The following is a 19,694-nucleotide window of genomic DNA, read 5'->3' on the forward strand; positions in this document are numbered from 1 at the left end:
CACATGACTTTAATCCGGGCTAAGACTCATTTTTATCGTAAAAAAGAAGGGATCTTCGCCTCTTTCCATCAGACGAACATCCCTTTCTTCTTTCTTATTCTTCGTGTTCAGTAATATATTTATAAGCTTCTTGACCGGCGACAGCGCCATCCCCAACAGCTGTAGTGACCTGACGAAGATCTTTTTGGCGGACATCTCCAACCGCAAAGACACCCGGCACGGAGGTCTTCATATGATCATCAGTGATCACCCAACCTTGATCGTCTAGAATACCGAGGTCTTTGGCAAAGTCACTGACAGGATCCAAGCCCACATAGATAAAGACACCACCAGCTGCTTGCTCGCGAACCTCACCAGTTTGAACATCTTTTAAGACCAGACTGGTCACACGGTTGTCCCCTTTGATCTCTTCGACCACTGTATTCCAAGCAAAGTGAATCTTTTCATTGGCAAAAGCTCGGTCTTGAAGAACTTTTTGGGCACGTAGGGCATCGCGTCGATGAACAATGGTAACAGACTTAGCAAACTGAGTCAGGAAGATTGCCTCTTCAACCGCAGAATCTCCTCCACCAACAACCATGAGGTCTTCATCTCGGAAGAAGGCGCCATCACAGACAGCGCAATAAGAAACCCCACGACTATTTAATTCTTCTTCACCTGGAACTCCCAACAAGCGATGGTTAGAACCAGTCGCAATAATAACGGTCTTGGCTTGAAGGAGACCATCATCTGTCGTAATCTCCTTGTAGTTTCCTTGATCCACAATGTTTTCAGCTCTGCCGAACAAGTGTTCCACTCCTAAAGCTTCTAGAGGTTCGAACATCTTTTCAGCCAATTCAGGACCACTGATGTTGGCATAGCCTGGATAATTTTCAATGTCAGACGTGTTGTTCATCTGTCCGCCAGGAATTCCTGCTTCTAACAAGGCAACCTTGAGATTGCTGCGGGCTGCATACAAGGCTGCGGTCATTCCCGCAGGTCCTGCGCCGATAATCAGTGTATCATACATAAGCTTCTCCTTTTGTTGTAACTATCTTGATTCTAACTCCAATTCAATCATTTTGCAATTATCTTGCTCGAAGAATAAACAGAACTCCAATGACTGCAAAGGTAAGGACTGGAATTGTCATAATATCAATTAATAAAATATCATAGAGGTGTAACTGGCGTTCCTTAGCTGTTTTATCCGTCTTACGAGCTACTCGCAAGCCTATCCAAACAGCTGAAGCAACCAACACCCCAACTGAAGTGATGATTAAGCTCTCGATATAGAGAGATAGCAATTGGTTTAACATAAGATCTCCTTAGTATCCAAACTTGGAATGAGGGGACGAGATGCCGCTTCGTTTCGTTCACCGTTGGTCAACTTGAAATACCTATCTATGCGGAAAAGTAGACTACTAATCATCATCTTCTCCTGAGGCACCTACTCAAAGAAAAATCCGAGTCTGAAACATCGCGTTCCAGACTCGAGCTCTTATATATTATATCAAACAAACGTTCGTTTGTAACTAGCAAAGAATTCTTTTGTCCGCTCTTCTTTAGGAGCATTCATAATCTCTTCTGGAGTCCCAGATTCAATAATTTTTCCCTTATCAAGGAACAAGACCTTGTCCGCCACCTGGGAAACAAAGCTCATGTCATGACTGACCAAAATCATGGTTTGACCTGCCTGAGCTGCTGCTGCGATGGCTTTTTCTACCTCTCCGACCAATTCCGGATCGAGGGCTGAAGTTGGCTCATCCAACAAGAGGACTTCCGGCTTCATGGCTAGGGCACGCGCCAAGGCTACCCGTTGTTTCTGCCCTCCGGACAAATGACGAGGGTAATGGGTTTCGCGGTCCGACAGACCGACTTTTGCGAGTTCTTCTTTGGCAATCTTGGTCGCTTCCTGGTCGGATAAGCCTTTGACGACGATCAGTCCTTCCTTGACATTGTCCAAAGCAGTCTTGCGACTGAAAAGATTAAACTGTTGAAAGACCATAGCTAGCTTTCTTCGAAGGGTCAGGATCTCGTCCTTACTGATGGTTTCAAAGTCTACCTTTTCCCCATTGATCTCAATGCTACCACTATCTGGTGCTTCCAAATAGTTCAAGCTTCTCAAGAAGGTTGATTTCCCAGCTCCAGAAGAACCGATCAAAGCAACGACTTCCCCTTTTTGAACTTCCAAATCGAGATGGTCTAGGACCACTTGACCGGAAAAAGATTTTGATAATTGTGAAATCCGAATCATGCTGCTCGTTCCTCCTCTTGCAAGGTTTGGGTAACAACTTTTGGATCTTTGATAGCGAGTACCTGTTCGATCCAACGTCCCAATTGTTCAATCAAAATATTAATGGCCCAGTAGATCAATGAAACAGAGATAAAGCGCTCGAAGTAGCGACTGTCATTCCCCGACATAATCTTGGCTTGGGCAAAGATTTCCAAAACACCTGCATAAAAGGCCAGGGAAGTCCCCTTGGTCAAACCAATCAAAGAGTTGATCAAGGTCGGAGTCGCAACCACGGCTGCATTTGGAATAATAATCCGACGATAAACTTGAGCATTGGTCATGCCGAGACTCTTCGCTGCTTCGATTTCACCCGCATCAACAGATAAAATTGCTGCCCGAATGGTCTCACTGGCATAGGCTGCCTCATTGAAGGCAAAGGCTACAATGACAAATAAATGGGCTGGCACATCGTTGATATTAAAGGCTGTCCCATATTGTTGGTTAATGGCCTTCAATAGGAGCGGGATTCCATAGTAGGTCAGCATCAACTGGACCAAAATTGGTGTCCCTCTTAAAAAACTCACAAACAAGGCTTGGATCGGGTAGAGGATTTTTACCCGATTGATTTTGACAATGGCAAACAATAGGGCTAGCAATAAACCAAAAAAGGCTCCTGCCAAGGTTAACAAAATCGTATTTGGAAGCTCTTTTAAAATTCCGGGAATAGCTTCAAAAACGACGCGTAGGTTAAAGATTTCTCCTTCTGGTATCCATTTTAAAAACTCTTCGTACCAGCCAGATGCCAGATAAGTAGTTGTAAACATCTTCGTTACTTCCTCCCTCGATAATGAATCATTCTATCATATTTACAGTTAAAATGCTGAGTTTTGCTACTGATCGTTCGTAAATCATGCTTCAGGTCTGATGTGATAACAAGCAAGCATCTCCCCTAAGAGCAAAAAAATAGACTATCTATAGATAGTCTGTCACAAAATAAATCAGCGACCAAATAGTTAATTTTTATGGAAATCTTTAAATTTCTTTATCACTAAAAGGTTTGGCGTTTCGCCTTTCTTTCTGCTCGACCTCGAGCACGATTCTCAGCTCGCTTGGCTTTGCGACGTTTCTCGTCCACAGCCCATTTGATTTTTTTCTTGTAGCCTGGTTTGATTTTTTTCTTTTTCTTCTTGACCAAGCCGATCATCTCAATGTCGAGTTTTTCTTGGCGTTTTTCACGATTAGCCCGACGGTCCCGGTCATAGGTATCTTCGATAGTTCCAGCCTTCAAGACCTTAGGGACAAACTGGATCCCCAATTTTTCAAGCTCCCGAATGTCTGAGTCATCACTCGGTTGATAGAGGGTGATGGCTGTACCAGGAAGACCATTCCGACCAGTCCGGCCAACGCGGTGAACAAAGAAGGATAAGTCTTGTGGAATAGCATCGTTGATGACATGACTGACCCCTTCGATATCAATCCCACGCGCTGCCAAGTCCGTTGCCACGATATATTCAAAATCCAGATTTTTAACTTGGTTCATGATTCGCTTGCGCTCCCGTGGAGGAACCCCCCCATGGATTTTAGCGACCTTGAGCCCCTTCTCTACTAGAAAAGCATGCAAATCGTCCGCTCTGTCCTTGGTATTTACAAAGATCATAGCCAGATAAGGTTGAAGAGCCTGCGTCAGTTGATAAATCTGCTCGTTTTTGTCACGCCCCTTTGTCGATACCAACCAGTTATCAATGGTGTCCGAGATTACCGTTTTGGTTTTGATCTGCTCCATGACAGGGTTAGACAAATATTTCTTCAAGAAGGGTTGTAACTTTTGTGGAATCGTTGCTGAGAAGACTAAAAACTGAAGCTTCTTTGGAAGACTGGATGCAATCTTGTCTACCGTCGTCAAAAAGCCCATATCGAGAGTCATATCCGCCTCATCAACCACAAAAGTGTGAGCCTTATGAATAGCCAAGTCTCCAGAAGCGACCAAATCATAGATCCGTCCAGGTGTCCCAATGACAATATGGGGTTGGGCTACTTGGAGCTTATCAATCTGACGAGCCTTATCAGTTCCCCCAACGTAGTTGGCAATCCGAATTTCTTTTTCACAATGGCTAGCAATCTGACGAGCCGCTTGGTAAATCTGTGTGGCCAATTCCCGACTAGGCGCTGTAATGACCACTTCGACATTGCTACTATCCTCATTTAAGGTTTGAAAAATTGGTAAGAGGAAAGTATGGGTCTTCCCTGATCCTGTTTTAGATTCACCGACCAGATCACGGCCTGCTAAAACAATCGGGATCAGCTTTTCTTGAACTTCTGTTGCTTCGATAAAATTAATCTCTTTTAAGGCCTCTTGGATATAGTCCTTAAACTTAAAATCTGTAAATTTCATTCTCTTATCCTTTCATCATCTCCACTATTATATCAAAAAACTCCTCTTCCCGCTCTTCTTTTGGACAGCAATTCCTAGCCAGCGAAAAAGGCTGAGATAGCAATCCCAACCTTTTATGATTCATGGCTTATGAATTGATCAAATAGTAGATCAAGAGGGTCAAGGCGCTCATTCCTGCACCAACACTCCAGAGAAAGGCATCGACCTTCCACTCAGACCATTTAGGTCCATTACCTGACAGACCACCTAATTCTAAATGGTGATGGAAAGGCGTCATGCGGAAGATCCGGCGTCCTTCCCCTGTCCGTTTTTTCGTCCATTTGAAATAGGACACCTGGAGCATGACAGAGCTAGTCTCAAAGACGTAGACAATCCCAATCAAGAGCAAGGTCCACTCTACGTGGAGAGCCATGGATAGAGTCGCAAGCATCCCACCTAGGGCTAGGCTTCCAACATCTCCCATGAAAATCTTGGCCGGCTTGTGGTTGTAGACGAAGAAACCTAATAGAGCTCCAATCATACTAATCGTTACAAAAAGGATATCGATTCGTCTTTGCCAAACAGCGATGATGGAATAAGCGATCAAGCTGATGGTTACCGAAATACTTGCCAAGCCATCAATCCCGTCCGTTAAGTTGACTGCATTTGAAAAACCAACCAACCAGAACAAGGCAAAGACAATATAGAAATGTCCCAAATAGACATCCCAACCAAAGACATTGAGAAGACTACCAGCTCCATGGCGTTCAGAGAAGAGATAGAAAATGATCCCTCCCAACAATTGCAGGGCTAATTTTTGCTTGGGATTCAGCCCTTCATTAATCTTACGAAAAACTTTTAAGAAGTCATCTAAGAAACCGACGATTCCATACAAGACCAAAATAAAGAGAATTAATTGAACAGGTCGCGTAAAGTTCCCAGTTAAAAAGCTAAAAACAAGGGTGACAAAGACTGAAGTGATCAAGAAGACCACTCCCCCCATAGTAGGAGTGCCCGCCTTGGCTTTGTGTTGCTTCACATCTTCGTGCATTTGTTGCCCCGAAATATGGGCCCGTTGATAGAAACGGATAAAGGCAGGAATGCCAATAACCGTCAGTATAAAGGATACTACTAGGGTAGCAAGTAACATATCAATCTCCTAATGTAATTGTTATTTTCTTCGTCTTCTTTAAAGCAGTTTCTACTTTGACGTTTTGTTTGCTCACACGAGAACCTTCCCCTTTATAGGTGACCTCAATGCCCGTCCATTCCGCAAATTTATCAACATTTTCCTTGGTCCAGCCATACATATCCGGAACTGAATCCAAGTCATCTGTTAATAATAACACTTGCTCATTTGCTTTTAATTTCGTTCCTGCTGATACAGACATCTTTTTAATATTCTTTCCAGTTCCTAGGACGACAGGCTGGATCAGATTGCGACGCAGTTCATCTGCGAAGCCACCTGGGCTGGTGGTCTGCTTCAAGTTCAATTCTTTCGACAAGGATTCTGCCGACGGCATCTTATAGGTGTCCTCTTTCGTGACCCCATCCAAGGCTTTGGTTTCCGTTACTAGATTCAACTCATCCTTCAAAGCAACCGCATCTTCCAAGACTGGATTGACTAGTTCTTGCCAGCTCTTTGGACTAAAGCTGACTTCAGGCTGTTGAACTGTCACATACATAATAAAATCTGGGTCTTCAGCAGGTGTCATGACAACAATCGAGTTGATATTATCATTTTCGCCTTCCAAGTAGCCATTAGCTGTCGCAATTTGGGCTGTCCCTGATTTAACAGCAACATTTTGTCCAGCTACTTGGATAATGGGACCATCCGATGAATAGAGGGTACCAAATTGAGGATCAGTCCCTACCGTAATCATGTAATTACGGGTCTGTTGGGCAGCCGAAGCGGATACTGGATTGCCGACAATCTCTCTTTGTGATTTACGAGCAGTTTCATGCTTGCCGTCGTAAATCGCACTGATAAATTTAGGCTCCAACATTTCCCCATCATTTGCAATGGCAGAAAATGCACGCAACATCTGCGTTTGGGTCACCGAAATCCCTTGACCGAAAGAAGACATGGCTTGAGTGACATAGTTATCTCCTGGTAGGCCTCCAAAACTTTCGTCTCCCATTCCAAAACGTGTAGGAAGTCCGAACTTAAAGAGTGTGAGGTAATTCATCCAGACATTATTGCCCATCTTCTGTTCAAGCTTGGTCATCCCAATGTTACTTGAATAGGCAAAACCTTGGGCAATATTCATATAGCGACCTTCTGACAAGCCCATATTGATTTCCCAGTCTTTGATGATCGCATCTTTCACCTGTAACTCGTTATTAAAATAAACTTCGTTATAGGCTGGGAAAGTCCCATGATCAATCGCCGCAGCCAAGGTCATGACCTTCATAGTCGAACCTGGTTCGTATTGATCCTGGTAAAGAATCGTGTTCCAGGTTCTCAGATTCTTAATATCCAAGCCTTCTTTGGTATCTGCATTATAGGTTGGACGTTGCGTCGTTGCAAGGATTTCCCCCGTTTTGGCACTGACCAGGGTCGCACTGACATATTTACCTTTTACCTTTTCTTGGAAAACATCCATTCGCGTTTCGAGATAGGTTTGAAGTTCCGCAGAAAGGGTTGTGTAGACATCCTTCCCATCTTCGGTCTTCACGGCAACCTTATCTGATCCCGGCACAATATTTCCGTTGCGATCCTTCTCATAGGTCACAACGCCATCCTGACCACCTAGGATGCGATCCAAGGATTTTTCGATTCCCGTTGTTCCCTGCAGGGTTTTATTGCCTTCTTTATCTTCTATCAATTGAGCTTGACCGATAAATTGAGAGGCAAAGGTCCCATTTTTATAACTCCGGTTTGGACTCGTCGTAAAATCAACACCTTTAATGTTGGCAGCTTCTAGTTCACTCCGGATAGCATCCATATTGCTATAGCTGATATCGTTCCCCGCTGCACCAAAAGAAACCTGGTTGAGCTTCTTTTGAGACAGTTGTTGGACGACATAGTCTTTTTCCATGCCCAAATAACGATTAAAAACGTCTGCTACTTGGTTGTATTGACTTTCTTCAACGTATAAAACTTCACCTTTTGCCGATTTATAGGTTTTGTCGATGATCGCATAAACATTATAAGTCGTCGCATCCTCAGCAATGACAGCTCCATTTCGGTCATAAATTGTTCCTCGTTTGGCTGGAACAATCTCTGTTTTCTGATGGACTTGATGGGATAACTCAGATAAATTTTTTCCGAATTTGCTATCAGTACCTATGATAACTGCAAAATTAATGAGAAATATGAAGAAAACAAGAATGGAAAGCAAACTTAAATTCTTAGCTACTTGCCGACGATTTTGGTCTGGAAGTTTCCTTTTTTTAAGGGAATAACGAATGATTTTCTTCTTTAATTTACTCATCGCTACTTGAACTCACCACTTTTCGATTTTCTTTTTGGAGGGTCATCCCCTGAGAACTAGCTAACTTAGACAAGCGTTCATATCGAGTCAACTCATTGACTTCTTGCCGGATATCTTCTAGTTCAGTCTCTTTTGTTTTTAGTTCCGTATTGAGGTTTGTCAAATCGCTTTGCACTTGTAGAATCCGCGTCTGCATAAAAATAATACTGACAGCGAGAATAATCCCTGTTAGGACAATCGAGCCATAAAAAGCTTTTTCTACTCTGGTAAAGCGACGAATACGATCTTGCAATTGACTGCCCCGAGATCGTAATGGTTGATCTGCCATGTTTATATCCTCTTACTTATGAATTTTTCGAGCAACCCGCAATTTTGCAGAATGAGCTCGGTTGTTCTTCTCTAACTCTTCTTGGCTTGGAAGAATCGGTTTTCGAGAGACTAATTCCATTTTTGGTTTTAAGTCCTCTGGGATGAAAGGCAAGCCCTTCGGTACTTCTACTGTAGAAGCTTCTTTAAACAATTGCTTAGTCAAACGATCTTCCAAGGAATGAAAGGTAATGACTGAGATACGACCACCAACTGCCAATAAATCCATGGCCTGCTGAATTGATTCATCCGCCGCTCCCAATTCATCGTTGACTTCAATTCGAATCGCCTGGAAAATTTGTTTGGCTGGATGCCCCTTTTTCTTTAGTTCCTTAGCCGGTTTTGCCGATTTGATGATTTCAGCCAATTCTGTCGTCGTTTCAATCGGTTTTACCGCACGCGCTTGTTCGATCTTTCTAGCAATTTGCTTGGAAAACTTATCTTCCCCATACTTGAAAAAGATTCGGACTAGATCGTGGTAATCATAGTTGTTGACCACGTCATAAGCCGTCAAAGAGGCTTCTTGATTCATCCGCATGTCCAAGGGAGCATCTTTTTTATAAGAAAAACCGCGAGACCGCTCATCTAACTGGGGACTAGAAACTCCTAAATCATAACAGATTCCATCAATCTCATTGACTCCCAATTCTTGGAGACGTGCTTGAAGATTCCGGAAATTGTCTTTGATGAAGGTTACCATGCCCTTTTCAACATAAGGAGCTAATCGTTTCTCCGCATTATCAATCGCATGCTGATCCTGGTCAAAAGCATATAAATGCCCTTTTTCACTTAATTGACTTAATAAATATTCGCTATGGCCGGCTCCACCTAAAGTGGCATCCACATAGATTCCATCTGGCTTTACATCCAGCATATCAATCGTTTCATGGAGCAAGACCGTTACATGATGAAATTCTTTACTCATATCCTATCTATTTTACCACAAATCTGACCAGGATGCACTTGAGATTCTCTTCTCAATCCACTCATCATTTTCGGATAAAAAGTTCCCATTCTTCAAAAGCTCATCCTATCAACCAATAGACCGAGAGAAGCAAATTGTGATACAATAACTCTATGAAAAATAAGAAATACCTTCTCCTTGGCCTGCTAGTGGCCGATCTAATTGCAGTCTACTTTTTCCTCCGAACTCCTGTCCCTTGGATTTTTTGGACAGCAACCTTCGTTCTTGCCGTCTCCATTTGGATATTTAAAAATCAATGGAAAAACTACAAAAATAGAGATAGGGATTCAGAGTAGCCCATATAGAACAAGAAAACTCGATCAGTTCAACATCTGATCGAGTTTTCTATTGTCTATTTATGAATTGGGATCATCAAGGCTACGGCCATGCAAACCTTTTTCCCGTTGGACTTGGCGTAGTTTCTCAGGGGTTACATCATTTCCTTCTTCGTCAACCACTTTAATTCCTTCAATATGGTGACGAACGGAACGACGATAGCCCTCAATGTATTCTTCACGAAGTTTTGCTTGTTCCACAGTTTCTTCTGGAGTCAACCCTTCTGTTTTTTTCTTTTTAGCAAGCTCATTGATGCGAGCGATTTTTTCAGGTGTCATAATAAAACCTACTTTCTACCTGTCATCAGGTCATTATTTTGTGTTCAATTGATTAAAGGCTGCGACAGCATTAGCTTTCGCTACAAGACCTGCAAGAAGGGCCAAACGGTTGTTTTTAACAGCCTCATCTTCTGCCATTACCATAGTATTGTCAAAGAAAGCATCAATAACTGGGCTAAGAGCAAAGAGTTGAGCCAATTTGTCGCTAGCTGAACCTGTCAATTCAAGACTTTCTGCTGCTTGAGCCAAGGCTTTTTCTTGATCATTTTCAAAGAGACTGGCATCGACTGCTACTGAAGCATCTGCTTTTTCTGCCAAGTTGAAGGCACGAGAGAGGGACTCAACAGCTGCCTTGTAACCATCAGCCTTAGCAGCTTCTGAGAGGGCGTCAGCCGCTTCCAGCATATCAGCCACGACAAAGTTTGAACCAGCAAGCACAGCATCTTTGATATCTTTTGGTGTGCGTCCCATCATCTTGTCCACACGCGCCTTGATGAAGTTGAGCACTTCTGCTTGATTGTCATATGAAAGACTATCAAATGAAAGTCCGTAAAGGCTGTCAATCAACTCATCCATAGGGATGTGCCAACCAAAGGCATCCAAGATACGAACAATTCCTTGAGTCGCACGACGAAGCGCATAAGGGTCATTGGAACCTGATGGAATCAATCCTACTGAGAAGAAGGAAAGGAGGGTATCCAATTTATCTGCAAGCGCAAGGATAGCACCAACCTTAGTCTCTGGAAGGGCACCATCTGCTGAATCAGGAAGGTAGTGCTCACGGATAGCTGTCGCAACCGCAGCATCTTCACCAGCAAGGAGAGCGTATTTTTCACCCATGATTCCTTGCAATTCATCGAACTCTCCGACCATACCCGTCAAGAGGTCAAATTTGTAGATTTCAGCTGCACGAGCGACAGCTGCCGTTTCTTCAGCAGTCAAACCAGCTTGCTCAGCTAGTGACGCTGCAATGACACCAGCGCGCGCCATGTGTTCTGAAAGAGAACCAATTTTTTCATGGAAGGTCACGTTCGCCAATTTAGCAACGAGGTCTTCAATCTTAAGTTTTTGGTCTTCACGCCAGAAGAATTCACCATCTTCAAGACGTGCCACCAAGACTTTTTCATTTCCTCGGATGACATTTTCCAAGTGCTCAGCGTTCCCATTACGGACGGAGATGAAGTTTGGTTTGAGCTTACCATCAAGGTCACGTACAACAAAGTAACGTTGGTGCGTTTCCATTGAGGTCACCAAAACTTCTTCTGGAACGTCCAAATATTTGGTGTCAAAACTTCCCATAAAGGCAGTTGGGTATTCGACCAAGTTCAAGACTTCATTCAAAAGTCCTTCTTCGATTTGGACCTGAACACCTTGATCTGCCTCGATAGCCTTGATTTGCTCACGAATCATGTTTTCACGTTCTTTGCTATCCGCAATCACATAAACGGTACGAAGGTCTTCTTCATAAGAATCCGCATTGGTAATTTCCACTTCGTGCCCGAGGAAACGGTGCCCACGGCTCACACGACCTGAGTGGATATCCAAGAAATCAAGGTCGAGCGCTTCATCACCCAAAAGAACGATCAAGGTATGAACTGGGCGAATGTATTCAAAGGTGTTGTTAGCCCAGTGCATGCTAACAGGGAAGGTCAATGAAGCAAGCACCTCTGGAAGGCCAGCCAAGACTTCTTTAGCTGGTTTTCCAGCTTCGTGCTTCGTAACATAAACGTACTCTTCCCCTTTGACTTCACGGAATTCGATATCATCAACCGTCAAGCCTTTTCCACGGACGAATCCTTGAGCCGCTTTTGAGAAGTTTCCATCTGCATCCAGGGCGATTTTCTTAGAAGGTCCTTTAAAATCTTCAGTCAAATCCGATTGTTGGTCAGCTAAACCAATCACACGGACTGCCAAACGACGTGGTGTTGAGAAGGTTTGAATGCTTTCGTATGAAAGACGGTTGTCATCCAAGAAGGCTACCATTTTCTCACCCAGTTGTTTTTCACTTGGTGTGACAACGTAGGCTGGCAACTCTTCAAGTCCAAGTTCTACTAATAAGTTTTTTGTCATGTTTTTTCTCCGAAAAATATCTTTTTTTCCAGTTTGCCTTATGTGATTGGCACGCAAGCAACCGACTTCGTCGTTTCATTGCTAAAATTGGAGCCTAAGGTCTCCAATTTTGCCTGGTATCGTTAGTTTCTCTAACGATACCTTTATCACTGCGGCAACTGGTTCTGTAGGATTGCTCTATCATCCAATCCCATCTAATACGCTCTCTTTACTCTTCCTCTTCTGCTAGGAGTTTGGCGCGTGTTGCTTCGTCAAGAAGTGGGTAACCAAGTTTCTTGCGTTCTGCGACGAAGGTTTTGGCTACGACACGGGCCAAGTTACGGATGCGGGCAATGTAGCCGGCACGTTCTGTAACGGATACTGCTCCACGCGCGTCAAGCAAGTTGAAGGTGTGTGAACATTTCAAAACGTAGTCATAGGCTGGGTGAACAAGGCCTAATTCCAAAGCACGCCCTGCTTCTTTTTCAAATTTTTCGAAGTTTTCAAGAAGCATATCTTGGTCAGAAACTTCAAAGCTGTATTTTGAGTGCTCGTATTCTGGTTGAAGGAAGATTTCTCCGTATTTAACGCCTGGAGCCCACTCGATGTCGTAAACAGAATCTACTTCTTGGATGTAAGAAGCCAAACGTTCCAATCCGTAAGTGACCTCAGAAGTTACCGGACCAGTTGCCAATCCACCAACTTGTTGGAAGTAGGTGAACTGAGTGATTTCCATACCGTCCAACCAAACTTCCCAACCAAGACCAGCTGAACCAGTTGATGGGTTTTCCCAGTTGTCTTCAACAAAGCGGATATCGTGTTCCAATGGATTGATCCCCAATTTTTCCAATGACTCAAGGTAGAGTTCTTGGATGTTTGATGGTGATGGTTTCATGACCACTTGGAATTGGTGGTGTTGGTATAGACGGTTTGGGTTTTCCCCGTAACGACCATCCGCTGGACGACGTGATGGTTCTACATAAGCCGCATTCCATGGTTCAGGACCAATGGCACGAAGGAAGGTGTAAGGACTCATGGTTCCCGCACCTTTTTCATTATCATACGCCTGCATCAGCATACAACCCTGGTCATTCCAGTATTGTTGCAAAGTAAGGATGATTTCCTGGAAAGTCAATTTTTTAGACATGTTTTACTCCTTTTTTCTATAATTTCTTGCGACACGAGTCTGCCTCGTCGATTATACGAGGCAAGACGAGTTAGTACTGCGTCTAGCTCAGGCGCCCTAGTGCTGAGCGTGGGGCAGTCCGACTGTAAGGAGGTCTCTGCCACTAACGCAGTGGAAGGTTAGTTTTTTAGACATCTTCTTCTCCTTTTTATAATTTCTTGCGACACGAGTCTGCCTCGTCGATCATATGAGGCAAGACGAGTTAGTACTGCGTCTAGCTCAGGCAGCCTAGTGCTGAGCGTGGGGCAGTCCGACTGTAAGGAGGTCTCTGCCACTGACACAGTGAAATGTTAATTTCTTAGACATGATTACTCCTTTTTTAATTCTTGCGACTTTGGATACAAAAAAACCGTGTCTTTGCTCCTAAGTCAAGTGACCTAGGGGCGTCAAAAACGCGGTTCCACCCTAATTTATTACTTCATTTTATTCTACTGTACTCAGCTATCTACTGAGAGAAAGCGCCACTTGCTTATCTTGTTCTGCTTGGCTTTCACTATCCCAAGCTCGCTAAAAAAACGCCATAAGCCTTTCTTTCTTGACTAGTATTATAGCAGATTTCTACTCTAGTGTAAACCAAAAACAAGTCCGAAACAGGTGTTTCAGACTTGTTGCAAATCCTTTCAAAGAAAGGTGACTGTTATGGGCGTTTTACAACCTTTGGTTTTTTCCCATTTAATTTTTTCTTAGCAGCTTTAACCTCAGCTAATACCGCCTTGACTTCCTGTTGACTGGCACCAGGATTAGCCAGTACAGCTTGAGCGCGGATAAAGGCTTGTAGGTAGTTTACCTTCACCTTATCTGCTGCATAGATAAACTTCGCATTCTTAGCTTGGAACTGGAGTTCTGCGGCAATCAATTTCTTCAGACTTGAAAAATCAGTTGTTTTACCATTTAGCTGTTGATCAGCTGCCTGGTAATTTGCAAGTGCTTGGTTGATTTGCTCTTGTGTCACACCTTCACGGACGAGCAAGAGGGCCAATTCCTTAAAGCTTTGGTCAAAGGTACGTCGAGCGGAATCCTTAGCGTTGGCATAGCGACCTGTTTTTGAGGTTACATCATAGGCAGCAATGGCTGATTTTAGCGCTGTAAAATCAGACTCTTTTCCGTCTAATTGACTTGTAACCAATCCAAGATTTGAAAAGATTTGGTCAACTTCTGCTTGTGATAACTTAGTCGCAAGAGCTTTCTGAGCTTCTTGATAAGCTGCATCATAGGCTAAACGTTTTTCACTTGTTGCATTAAAGTACTGAGGAGTGCTGGTCAAGTTAGCTTGTTGAGCCAACAATTGCAACAATTGGGTCTTAATGACAACAGATAGTTTTGCGAGATTGTTTTGGTCTGCTAGAACGGTCACAGTCGGTGCATCCTCAAACAACTCATAACCTGTTGGTAGACTGACTGAAATCGTGTATGTTCCAACTGGGACATCTTTTCCAAAAGCATTCTTGCCATAGCGTTGAACTGGAAGAACAAAGGTTTCACCAGCTTGATTTTTCAGAACAACTGGTGTTGTTCTTGGTACTGCTTGATCAAAGACCAGGCTCAAAGGTGCAGTGACAATCTCTTTGGCCAAGAATTCGATGGTCTTAAAGCTGTCCTCTGCAGTGATTTCAAATTTCTGAGTTCGTTGGCTGACAAGTTTCAGATCTGATTTGTCATAGGCAAAGAGTTCTGCCACGTAGCTACCAAACTTAAGGAAATTGATTTCTTTCCCTTTGTCTAAGTTGACATACTGTCCTTGATCATCCTTGATACGGTAGACAAAATCTGTATCTAATTCTTTATGTGTATCGGCATCTAGGACTGACACCTTAATCCGGCCACTATCTTCACTACCAGCAAAATCAGAAAGAGAAGCAAAGTCGCGGTTTCCAGCGTAGTCTTCTACCATATAGTAAAGTAAGTCTTTACTGATTCCTTCTGGAAGAGTATAGCCACCGTCCTCATTTGCCGTTAAATAGACACGGTTTTCAAAGCGGCTAGTCTTCCCTAGGACATCTTTCCCCTCCTTAACCAGGGTTCCTTCTTCATCAAAGGCCTTGACATAGAAGACTTGCTCTCGTAAGATTCCACCGTTGCCAATATCTTTTGTTTTACGAGCATAGAAGGTTTCTACTCCATCCTTCTTGGTCGTATAACCTGAAGTCAAGACTGGTTTTTGGGTGTCAATTTGGAGGTTAAAGCGAACAACTTGCTCCTCTGCTCCTGGAACTGCTGGCGTATAACGAACCTCATAGACATAGTGACCATCCGCCACCTTTTCACCCTTGGCATCCGTTCCTTCCCAAGCCGAGTTGTCGACTAGATAAGATCGTTTCCCACGTCCATCAAAGTAATTCTTACGAGCAGAGAAAGCTCCTGTACTTGTCCAAATTGGGTTAGCAAAAGCTTGATCATCTGCCTTGTAGACAGCCGCTTTCATATTATTTAGGTTTCGCAAGACGACTGCACGGTACTGCACGTAATCTTTGTTTCCATCTCCATCTGGAGAAATAGCCAGACGGACATTGCCATCAGCATCCAAGTGGAGGACGTTCAAACCTTCTGGTGTTTCCACTGTTCCAAGAACGATTGGGCTTCGTTCTGCTGTTTCCTTCTTAGCAGTCGAATAGAGCACGTCGTTAGCGTTAGAGACTAAGGATGTAACATTCGCCTTTGATGGCACGTGTTTGGTTTCTGGAACATCATAGTAGAAACCTGATTTCCCTTCTCTTACCAAATTGTAGATTGGTTTTTCAACCGCAGGGATATTTTGGAAAGAACCACGGAAGCCCATAAATGGAATGCTAACCACATCGCCGTCATCTGCTGGATCCACAAAGCGAACAAATCCTTCTAGGAAGTAACCGTTCGGCATCAATTTAGTCAATTCCTCTGCAAACTTAGACGCATCGACAGTCACTGTCACTGTCTGACTACTATGGGCTTTTACAGTTACATTTGGCCATACCGTCTCTGTTAATTTCCGAGGCTTCAAGGTAAAGCGATCATCTTTTACATCGTCGGTAGTGGTATTCACAATCATCTTCAACTCTCTGTCAGTATCAGAAATATTATGAACGGTCACATCAAAACTAAACCGATCCTCGACATTGCCAAGAGTTACGCTTGGGTAAGCATCTTCATTCGTTACATATAGGTCTGTTGAAACCGCTGCAGCAGTATCCACAATCCCCGCCCCTTGTTGACGTACCGAAGTGTAAGCACCCGTTTCTTTGTTGAGGTGCGGTTTTGCGGTTGACATGATCAAGGCCTTGACTGTTGCAGATAGCTCCTCTGGCGAAAGTTCTGGATGGTGAGCTTGGAGGTATTCCTTCACTAAAGCCGATACCCCAGCTACATGAGGGGAGGCCATACTGGTTCCGCTCATACTGCCATAGCTATTGTCATTTAGAGATGAAAAGATAGAACCACCAGGTGCTGTGACATCCGGTTTTAATTGGCCATCTGTTGAGACTCCCCAACTGGAGAAATCTGACATCTTATCTGCATCAGGGTTTGGACGATTGTCTAAGCTACCATCAAAGACAAGCTTGTAGTCTTTACCTTTAATCGCTTCTCCATAGCGCTTAGAAATGAAAACAGCAGGGATCTTTCTCGCATCCCCTTCGAGGCCCATTTTGACATTCGCGCCTTCGACACTGTTGTAAATAAGGGCTCCAATTGCTCCTTTTTTATAGACATTAGCGACCTTATCTGAGAAGGTGATTTCGCCACGTTTGATAAGGGCAACTTTACCAGTCAAATCGAGACTGTCTAAGTCACTCTCACGCCCCAAACCAGCATCTACATAATCATATTCTTTCCCATTTTCGAAATTGGCATCTGTTTCAGCTGCTGTATAGGTGAATTTCCCTTTATCCAAGTCGGCATTGTCTTCCAAGCCTCGAACTGTAAAGACTTCTTCTGTTACAACCGAATCATTTACGGATGCAACTGAAATAGACTCTTCTACGGTTGAAGGACTCCCCACGACACCGTAATCAGGGTTTTCAGCACTTGGATTGTCATAACCGTATCCATAGGTATTGCTATTGCCGGCAGCGATAATGACACTAACCCCTTTTGCGCGTGCTCGTTGGATAGCTTCTCGGACAGCGGGACTAGCATTCACTGTAGAACCTGTCACAGATCCCAAACTCATGTTGATGACGTCCGCTCCCAATGCAACTGCGTCATCAATTGCTTTCACATAGACAACATCACTGGTTGATCCACTACGATCAGAGAAAACTCGCATAAACATCACTTGGGCTTCTGGTGCAACTCCGTATACATAGTTGCCATCCCCAGCTTTTTTGTCAGGGTTCCCAGTTGCAATTCCTGTTACGTGCATACCATGTGAATCATGGTCTTTTTCTTTGATATTGTCATCTCCATCCATATAATCATAAGCAAAGACGACCTTATCGTTGTACCATTTTCCGTAATCAATTCCCGCTGCTTTTTTTGCAGCTTCTAATTCTGTTTGATTTTTGAACTTCCCTTTTGTCGGGTCTGAAATCCGCAATACTTCATGGTAGACATCTAAACCAGAGTCAATGACTGCAACAACAGTCCCTTCACCCTTGTAGCCTTTTTCCCAAGTTTGAGGCACATTAATAATCGTATTGCTGCTGATACTGAATGGTTTGTCTTCAGCTTTCTTTTCAGCTCTTGCTTCTGTTGCAGGGTTAGCCTCAGCCTTCTCCTCTGTTGAAGAGGGTTTAACTTCTGTTTTTTCCTGTCCCTCACTTGCTTTTTCTGCAGGTTTAGCCTCAATTTTAGTTACAGCTTCTACTTGCTTTTCAGTAGCTTTATCCTCTGTTTTTGCTTCCTGGGCAACTACTTGGCTACCTGATTCGACAGATGGACTTGTTGCCCCTTTTTCTGAAGAGGCTGGCTCGTCAACAACTTTACCATTTTCAACTACTGAGTCTCTAGTCTGCTCATTTGCCTGATCACTTACAGGAGAAGCAGACTCGCTTGGCAACGCTGGATTTGCTTCTGCAGATGCAATTACTGCCGTCTCTGGTTGTTTTGTTTCATCCGCACTTACATTTCCTGCTCCAAAGACAAGGACCGACCCTAACAGCACCGATGCAACACCAAATTTATATTTTCTCAATGAGAAACGCTGTTTACTCATAAAATTCCCCCTATATACTAAATTATTCTTATTATACTCCTAATTTTTCAGAAAATTCACTCAACATTAACTTTGTTATCAAATTGTAATATTTCCGCATGATATCTTTAATTAGGTGTTTTTTGTTTGTTTTTAGTGATTTTATAATTCAAATAATTAGAAAACTAAAACCAATCATCCGTTTTTTTATCTCATTGCACAAAAAAACAGCGAGAGCAAACTCTCACTGTCTTTTATAAATCAACTAACTTACTGTCTTAAAAGTCTTTGGTATCTGGATCTGGCGCTCCCGCTTCTACTGGGATCTTCCGAAGGAGCTCACAGTCTTCTGGAGCCAATTCGATTGTAGTGCATTGAAGATTACTTGCAATGCGTTCAGGAGTCACTGATTTAGGCAAAGGTAAAAATTCTTCTGCTAAACTCCAAGCTAAAAGAAGCTGGGCTGGAGTTACACTATATTTTTTAGCCAATGCAAGAACTGTCTCATTTTGAAAAAGTTCTCCTTGACCAAATGGACCCCAAGCCTCCAATAAAATTCCTTTATCACGGCAATAACGGACTACTTCCTCTTGATAGACTCCAGGAGCCAAGCGGATCTGATTGACTGATGGAAGAACTTTGGCACTCTCCAACAAAGCATCCAGGTGATGAGGCAAAAAGTTACTCACGCCAATCGAGCGAATTTTACCCACTACCTGCATATCTTCCATGGCTCTCCAAACCTCACGATTCCGTTCTTTCCAGGCCTCATTTTCTCGGTGGGTCACAGGATTTGGCCAGTGGATTAAATACAAATCGATATATTCTAGTCCCAATTTGTGCAAAGATTCTTCTAGGCCATTGACAGCATCCTCATAGGTGTGACGATTATTCCACAACTTGGTCGTTACAAAAAGCTCTTCTCTTGGAATACCACTATCCCGGATAGCCTTTCCGACGCTTTCTTCATTTTGATAGATGGCTGCCGTATCAATATGGCGATAGCCCGCTTCTAAGGCTGTTTTTACTGCTTGATAAGCTTCCTCGCCATCTTTCGCCTTCCAAGTACCAAAACCTAGTACAGGAATTTGGCGTCCGTCATTTAGTTTGTAGCTCTCCATTTTATTTCCCGTCACTTTTCTTTGTTTTTTCATCAGACTTAGAAGTCTTTGCATTCAAGCGCAACTTTGGCTTAAAGATATTTTCCTTAGGTTGCACCATTGATTTACTAAAAAAGGCATAGAGTAAAAAGGCACTACCTGCCACTAGAATGACGGGACTACGGCGTAACATACCGTAGAGAAAGAAAAATAATCCCATCAACAAAAAACGTACATTTATCTTATTCATAAAACTACCTCGCGATTCAATTAATTTCATTATACCAT

General features: G+C 43.3%; 15 protein-coding genes. All 15 read right to left on the minus strand.

All coding sequences use genetic code 11. The features are described 5' to 3' along the window. Positions 1–94: 94 nt before the first annotated feature. A complete protein-coding gene (gene trxB / locus QM873_RS07990) occupies positions 95–1,009 on the minus strand; it encodes a thioredoxin-disulfide reductase (protein ID WP_120701199.1) in 915 nt (304 codons plus the stop codon). A 58-nt stretch (positions 1,010–1,067) separates the two neighbouring features. Further along, on the minus strand, positions 1,068–1,295 hold the full coding sequence (locus tag QM873_RS07995) for a DUF4059 family protein (RefSeq protein WP_120701200.1): 228 nt from the start codon (positions 1,293–1,295) through the stop codon (positions 1,068–1,070). 194 nt (positions 1,296–1,489) lie between these two features. Then, positions 1,490–2,233 carry an amino acid ABC transporter ATP-binding protein gene (locus tag QM873_RS08000; RefSeq protein ID WP_120701201.1) on the minus strand — a complete coding sequence of 248 codons (744 nt, stop codon included), beginning with the start codon at positions 2,231–2,233 and terminating at the stop codon, positions 1,490–1,492. Beyond that, the gene (locus QM873_RS08005; protein ID WP_120701202.1) at positions 2,230–3,036 is read right to left on the minus strand and encodes an amino acid ABC transporter permease; all 807 of its coding nucleotides are present in this window, start codon (positions 3,034–3,036) and stop codon (positions 2,230–2,232) included. The genes QM873_RS08000 and QM873_RS08005 overlap by 4 nt, the downstream gene beginning before the upstream one ends. A 224-nt stretch (positions 3,037–3,260) precedes the next feature. Continuing rightward, positions 3,261–4,604 (minus strand): DEAD/DEAH box helicase, encoded by a 1,344-nt coding sequence (locus tag QM873_RS08010; protein ID WP_195348296.1) that lies wholly within the window; start codon positions 4,602–4,604, stop codon positions 3,261–3,263. A 127-nt stretch (positions 4,605–4,731) separates the two neighbouring features. Continuing rightward, positions 4,732–5,733, minus strand: a complete 1,002-nt coding sequence (gene mraY, locus QM873_RS08015) for a phospho-N-acetylmuramoyl-pentapeptide-transferase (protein WP_129270649.1) — start codon at positions 5,731–5,733, stop codon at positions 4,732–4,734. Position 5,734: 1 nt separating this feature from the next. After that, positions 5,735–8,020: a penicillin-binding protein PBP2X gene (gene pbp2x, locus QM873_RS08020; protein ID WP_414279129.1), complete on the minus strand. Its 2,286-nt coding sequence runs from the start codon at positions 8,018–8,020 to the stop codon at positions 5,735–5,737. Continuing rightward, entirely contained in the window at positions 8,013–8,348 is a 336-nt protein-coding gene (gene ftsL / locus QM873_RS08025) for a cell division protein FtsL (protein ID WP_006596866.1), read from the minus strand. Before ftsL ends, pbp2x begins: the two co-directional genes overlap by 8 nt. 12 nt (positions 8,349–8,360) lie before the next feature. Next, a complete protein-coding gene (rsmH, locus tag QM873_RS08030) occupies positions 8,361–9,311 on the minus strand; it encodes a 16S rRNA (cytosine(1402)-N(4))-methyltransferase RsmH (protein ID WP_006596867.1) in 951 nt (316 codons plus the stop codon). A gap of 395 nt (positions 9,312–9,706) precedes the next feature. Then, positions 9,707–9,964 (minus strand): DUF896 family protein, encoded by a 258-nt coding sequence (locus tag QM873_RS08035; protein WP_154859396.1) that lies wholly within the window; start codon positions 9,962–9,964, stop codon positions 9,707–9,709. A 33-nt stretch (positions 9,965–9,997) separates the two neighbouring features. After that, positions 9,998–12,034, minus strand: a complete 2,037-nt coding sequence (glyS, locus tag QM873_RS08040; protein ID WP_414279130.1) for a glycine--tRNA ligase subunit beta — start codon at positions 12,032–12,034, stop codon at positions 9,998–10,000. Positions 12,035–12,242: 208 nt separating this feature from the next. After that, entirely contained in the window at positions 12,243–13,160 is a 918-nt protein-coding gene (gene glyQ, locus QM873_RS08045; protein ID WP_002886077.1) for a glycine--tRNA ligase subunit alpha, read from the minus strand. A gap of 676 nt (positions 13,161–13,836) precedes the next feature. Next, positions 13,837–18,327: a S8 family serine peptidase gene (locus QM873_RS08050; RefSeq protein ID WP_414279131.1), complete on the minus strand. Its 4,491-nt coding sequence runs from the start codon at positions 18,325–18,327 to the stop codon at positions 13,837–13,839. 257 nt (positions 18,328–18,584) lie between these two features. Then, on the minus strand, positions 18,585–19,427 hold the full coding sequence (locus tag QM873_RS08055) for an aldo/keto reductase (RefSeq protein WP_117745198.1): 843 nt from the start codon (positions 19,425–19,427) through the stop codon (positions 18,585–18,587). Position 19,428: 1 nt separating this feature from the next. Next, positions 19,429–19,656 (minus strand): hypothetical protein, encoded by a 228-nt coding sequence (locus tag QM873_RS08060; protein ID WP_042361369.1) that lies wholly within the window; start codon positions 19,654–19,656, stop codon positions 19,429–19,431. Between the last annotated feature and the right edge of the window lie 38 nt (positions 19,657–19,694).

This window comes from Streptococcus australis (genome assembly GCF_047463015.1).
Classification (GTDB): Bacteria; Bacillota; Bacilli; order Lactobacillales; family Streptococcaceae; genus Streptococcus; species Streptococcus australis_F.

Bases quoted from the DNA above. Each gene is read 5' to 3' on its own strand.
- trxB (WP_120701199.1), bottom strand. From the start codon at position 1,009: ATGTATGATACACTGATTATCGGCGCAGGACCTGCGGGAATGACCGCA.
- QM873_RS07995 (WP_120701200.1), bottom strand. From the start codon at position 1,295: ATGTTAAACCAATTGCTATCTCTCTATATCGAGAGCTTAATCATCACT.
- QM873_RS08000 (WP_120701201.1), bottom strand. From the start codon at position 2,233: ATGATTCGGATTTCACAATTATCAAAATCTTTTTCCGGTCAAGTGGTC.
- QM873_RS08005 (WP_120701202.1), bottom strand. From the start codon at position 3,036: ATGTTTACAACTACTTATCTGGCATCTGGCTGGTACGAAGAGTTTTTA.
- QM873_RS08010 (WP_195348296.1), bottom strand. From the start codon at position 4,604: ATGAAATTTACAGATTTTAAGTTTAAGGACTATATCCAAGAGGCCTTA.
- mraY (WP_129270649.1), bottom strand. From the start codon at position 5,733: ATGTTACTTGCTACCCTAGTAGTATCCTTTATACTGACGGTTATTGGC.
- pbp2x (WP_414279129.1), bottom strand. From the start codon at position 8,020: ATGAGTAAATTAAAGAAGAAAATCATTCGTTATTCCCTTAAAAAAAGG.
- ftsL (WP_006596866.1), bottom strand. From the start codon at position 8,348: ATGGCAGATCAACCATTACGATCTCGGGGCAGTCAATTGCAAGATCGT.
- rsmH (WP_006596867.1), bottom strand. From the start codon at position 9,311: ATGAGTAAAGAATTTCATCATGTAACGGTCTTGCTCCATGAAACGATT.
- QM873_RS08035 (WP_154859396.1), bottom strand. From the start codon at position 9,964: ATGACACCTGAAAAAATCGCTCGCATCAATGAGCTTGCTAAAAAGAAA.
- glyS (WP_414279130.1), bottom strand. From the start codon at position 12,034: ATGACAAAAAACTTATTAGTAGAACTTGGACTTGAAGAGTTGCCAGCC.
- glyQ (WP_002886077.1), bottom strand. From the start codon at position 13,160: ATGTCTAAAAAATTGACTTTCCAGGAAATCATCCTTACTTTGCAACAA.
- QM873_RS08050 (WP_414279131.1), bottom strand. From the start codon at position 18,327: ATGAGTAAACAGCGTTTCTCATTGAGAAAATATAAATTTGGTGTTGCA.
- QM873_RS08055 (WP_117745198.1), bottom strand. From the start codon at position 19,427: ATGGAGAGCTACAAACTAAATGACGGACGCCAAATTCCTGTACTAGGT.
- QM873_RS08060 (WP_042361369.1), bottom strand. From the start codon at position 19,656: ATGAATAAGATAAATGTACGTTTTTTGTTGATGGGATTATTTTTCTTT.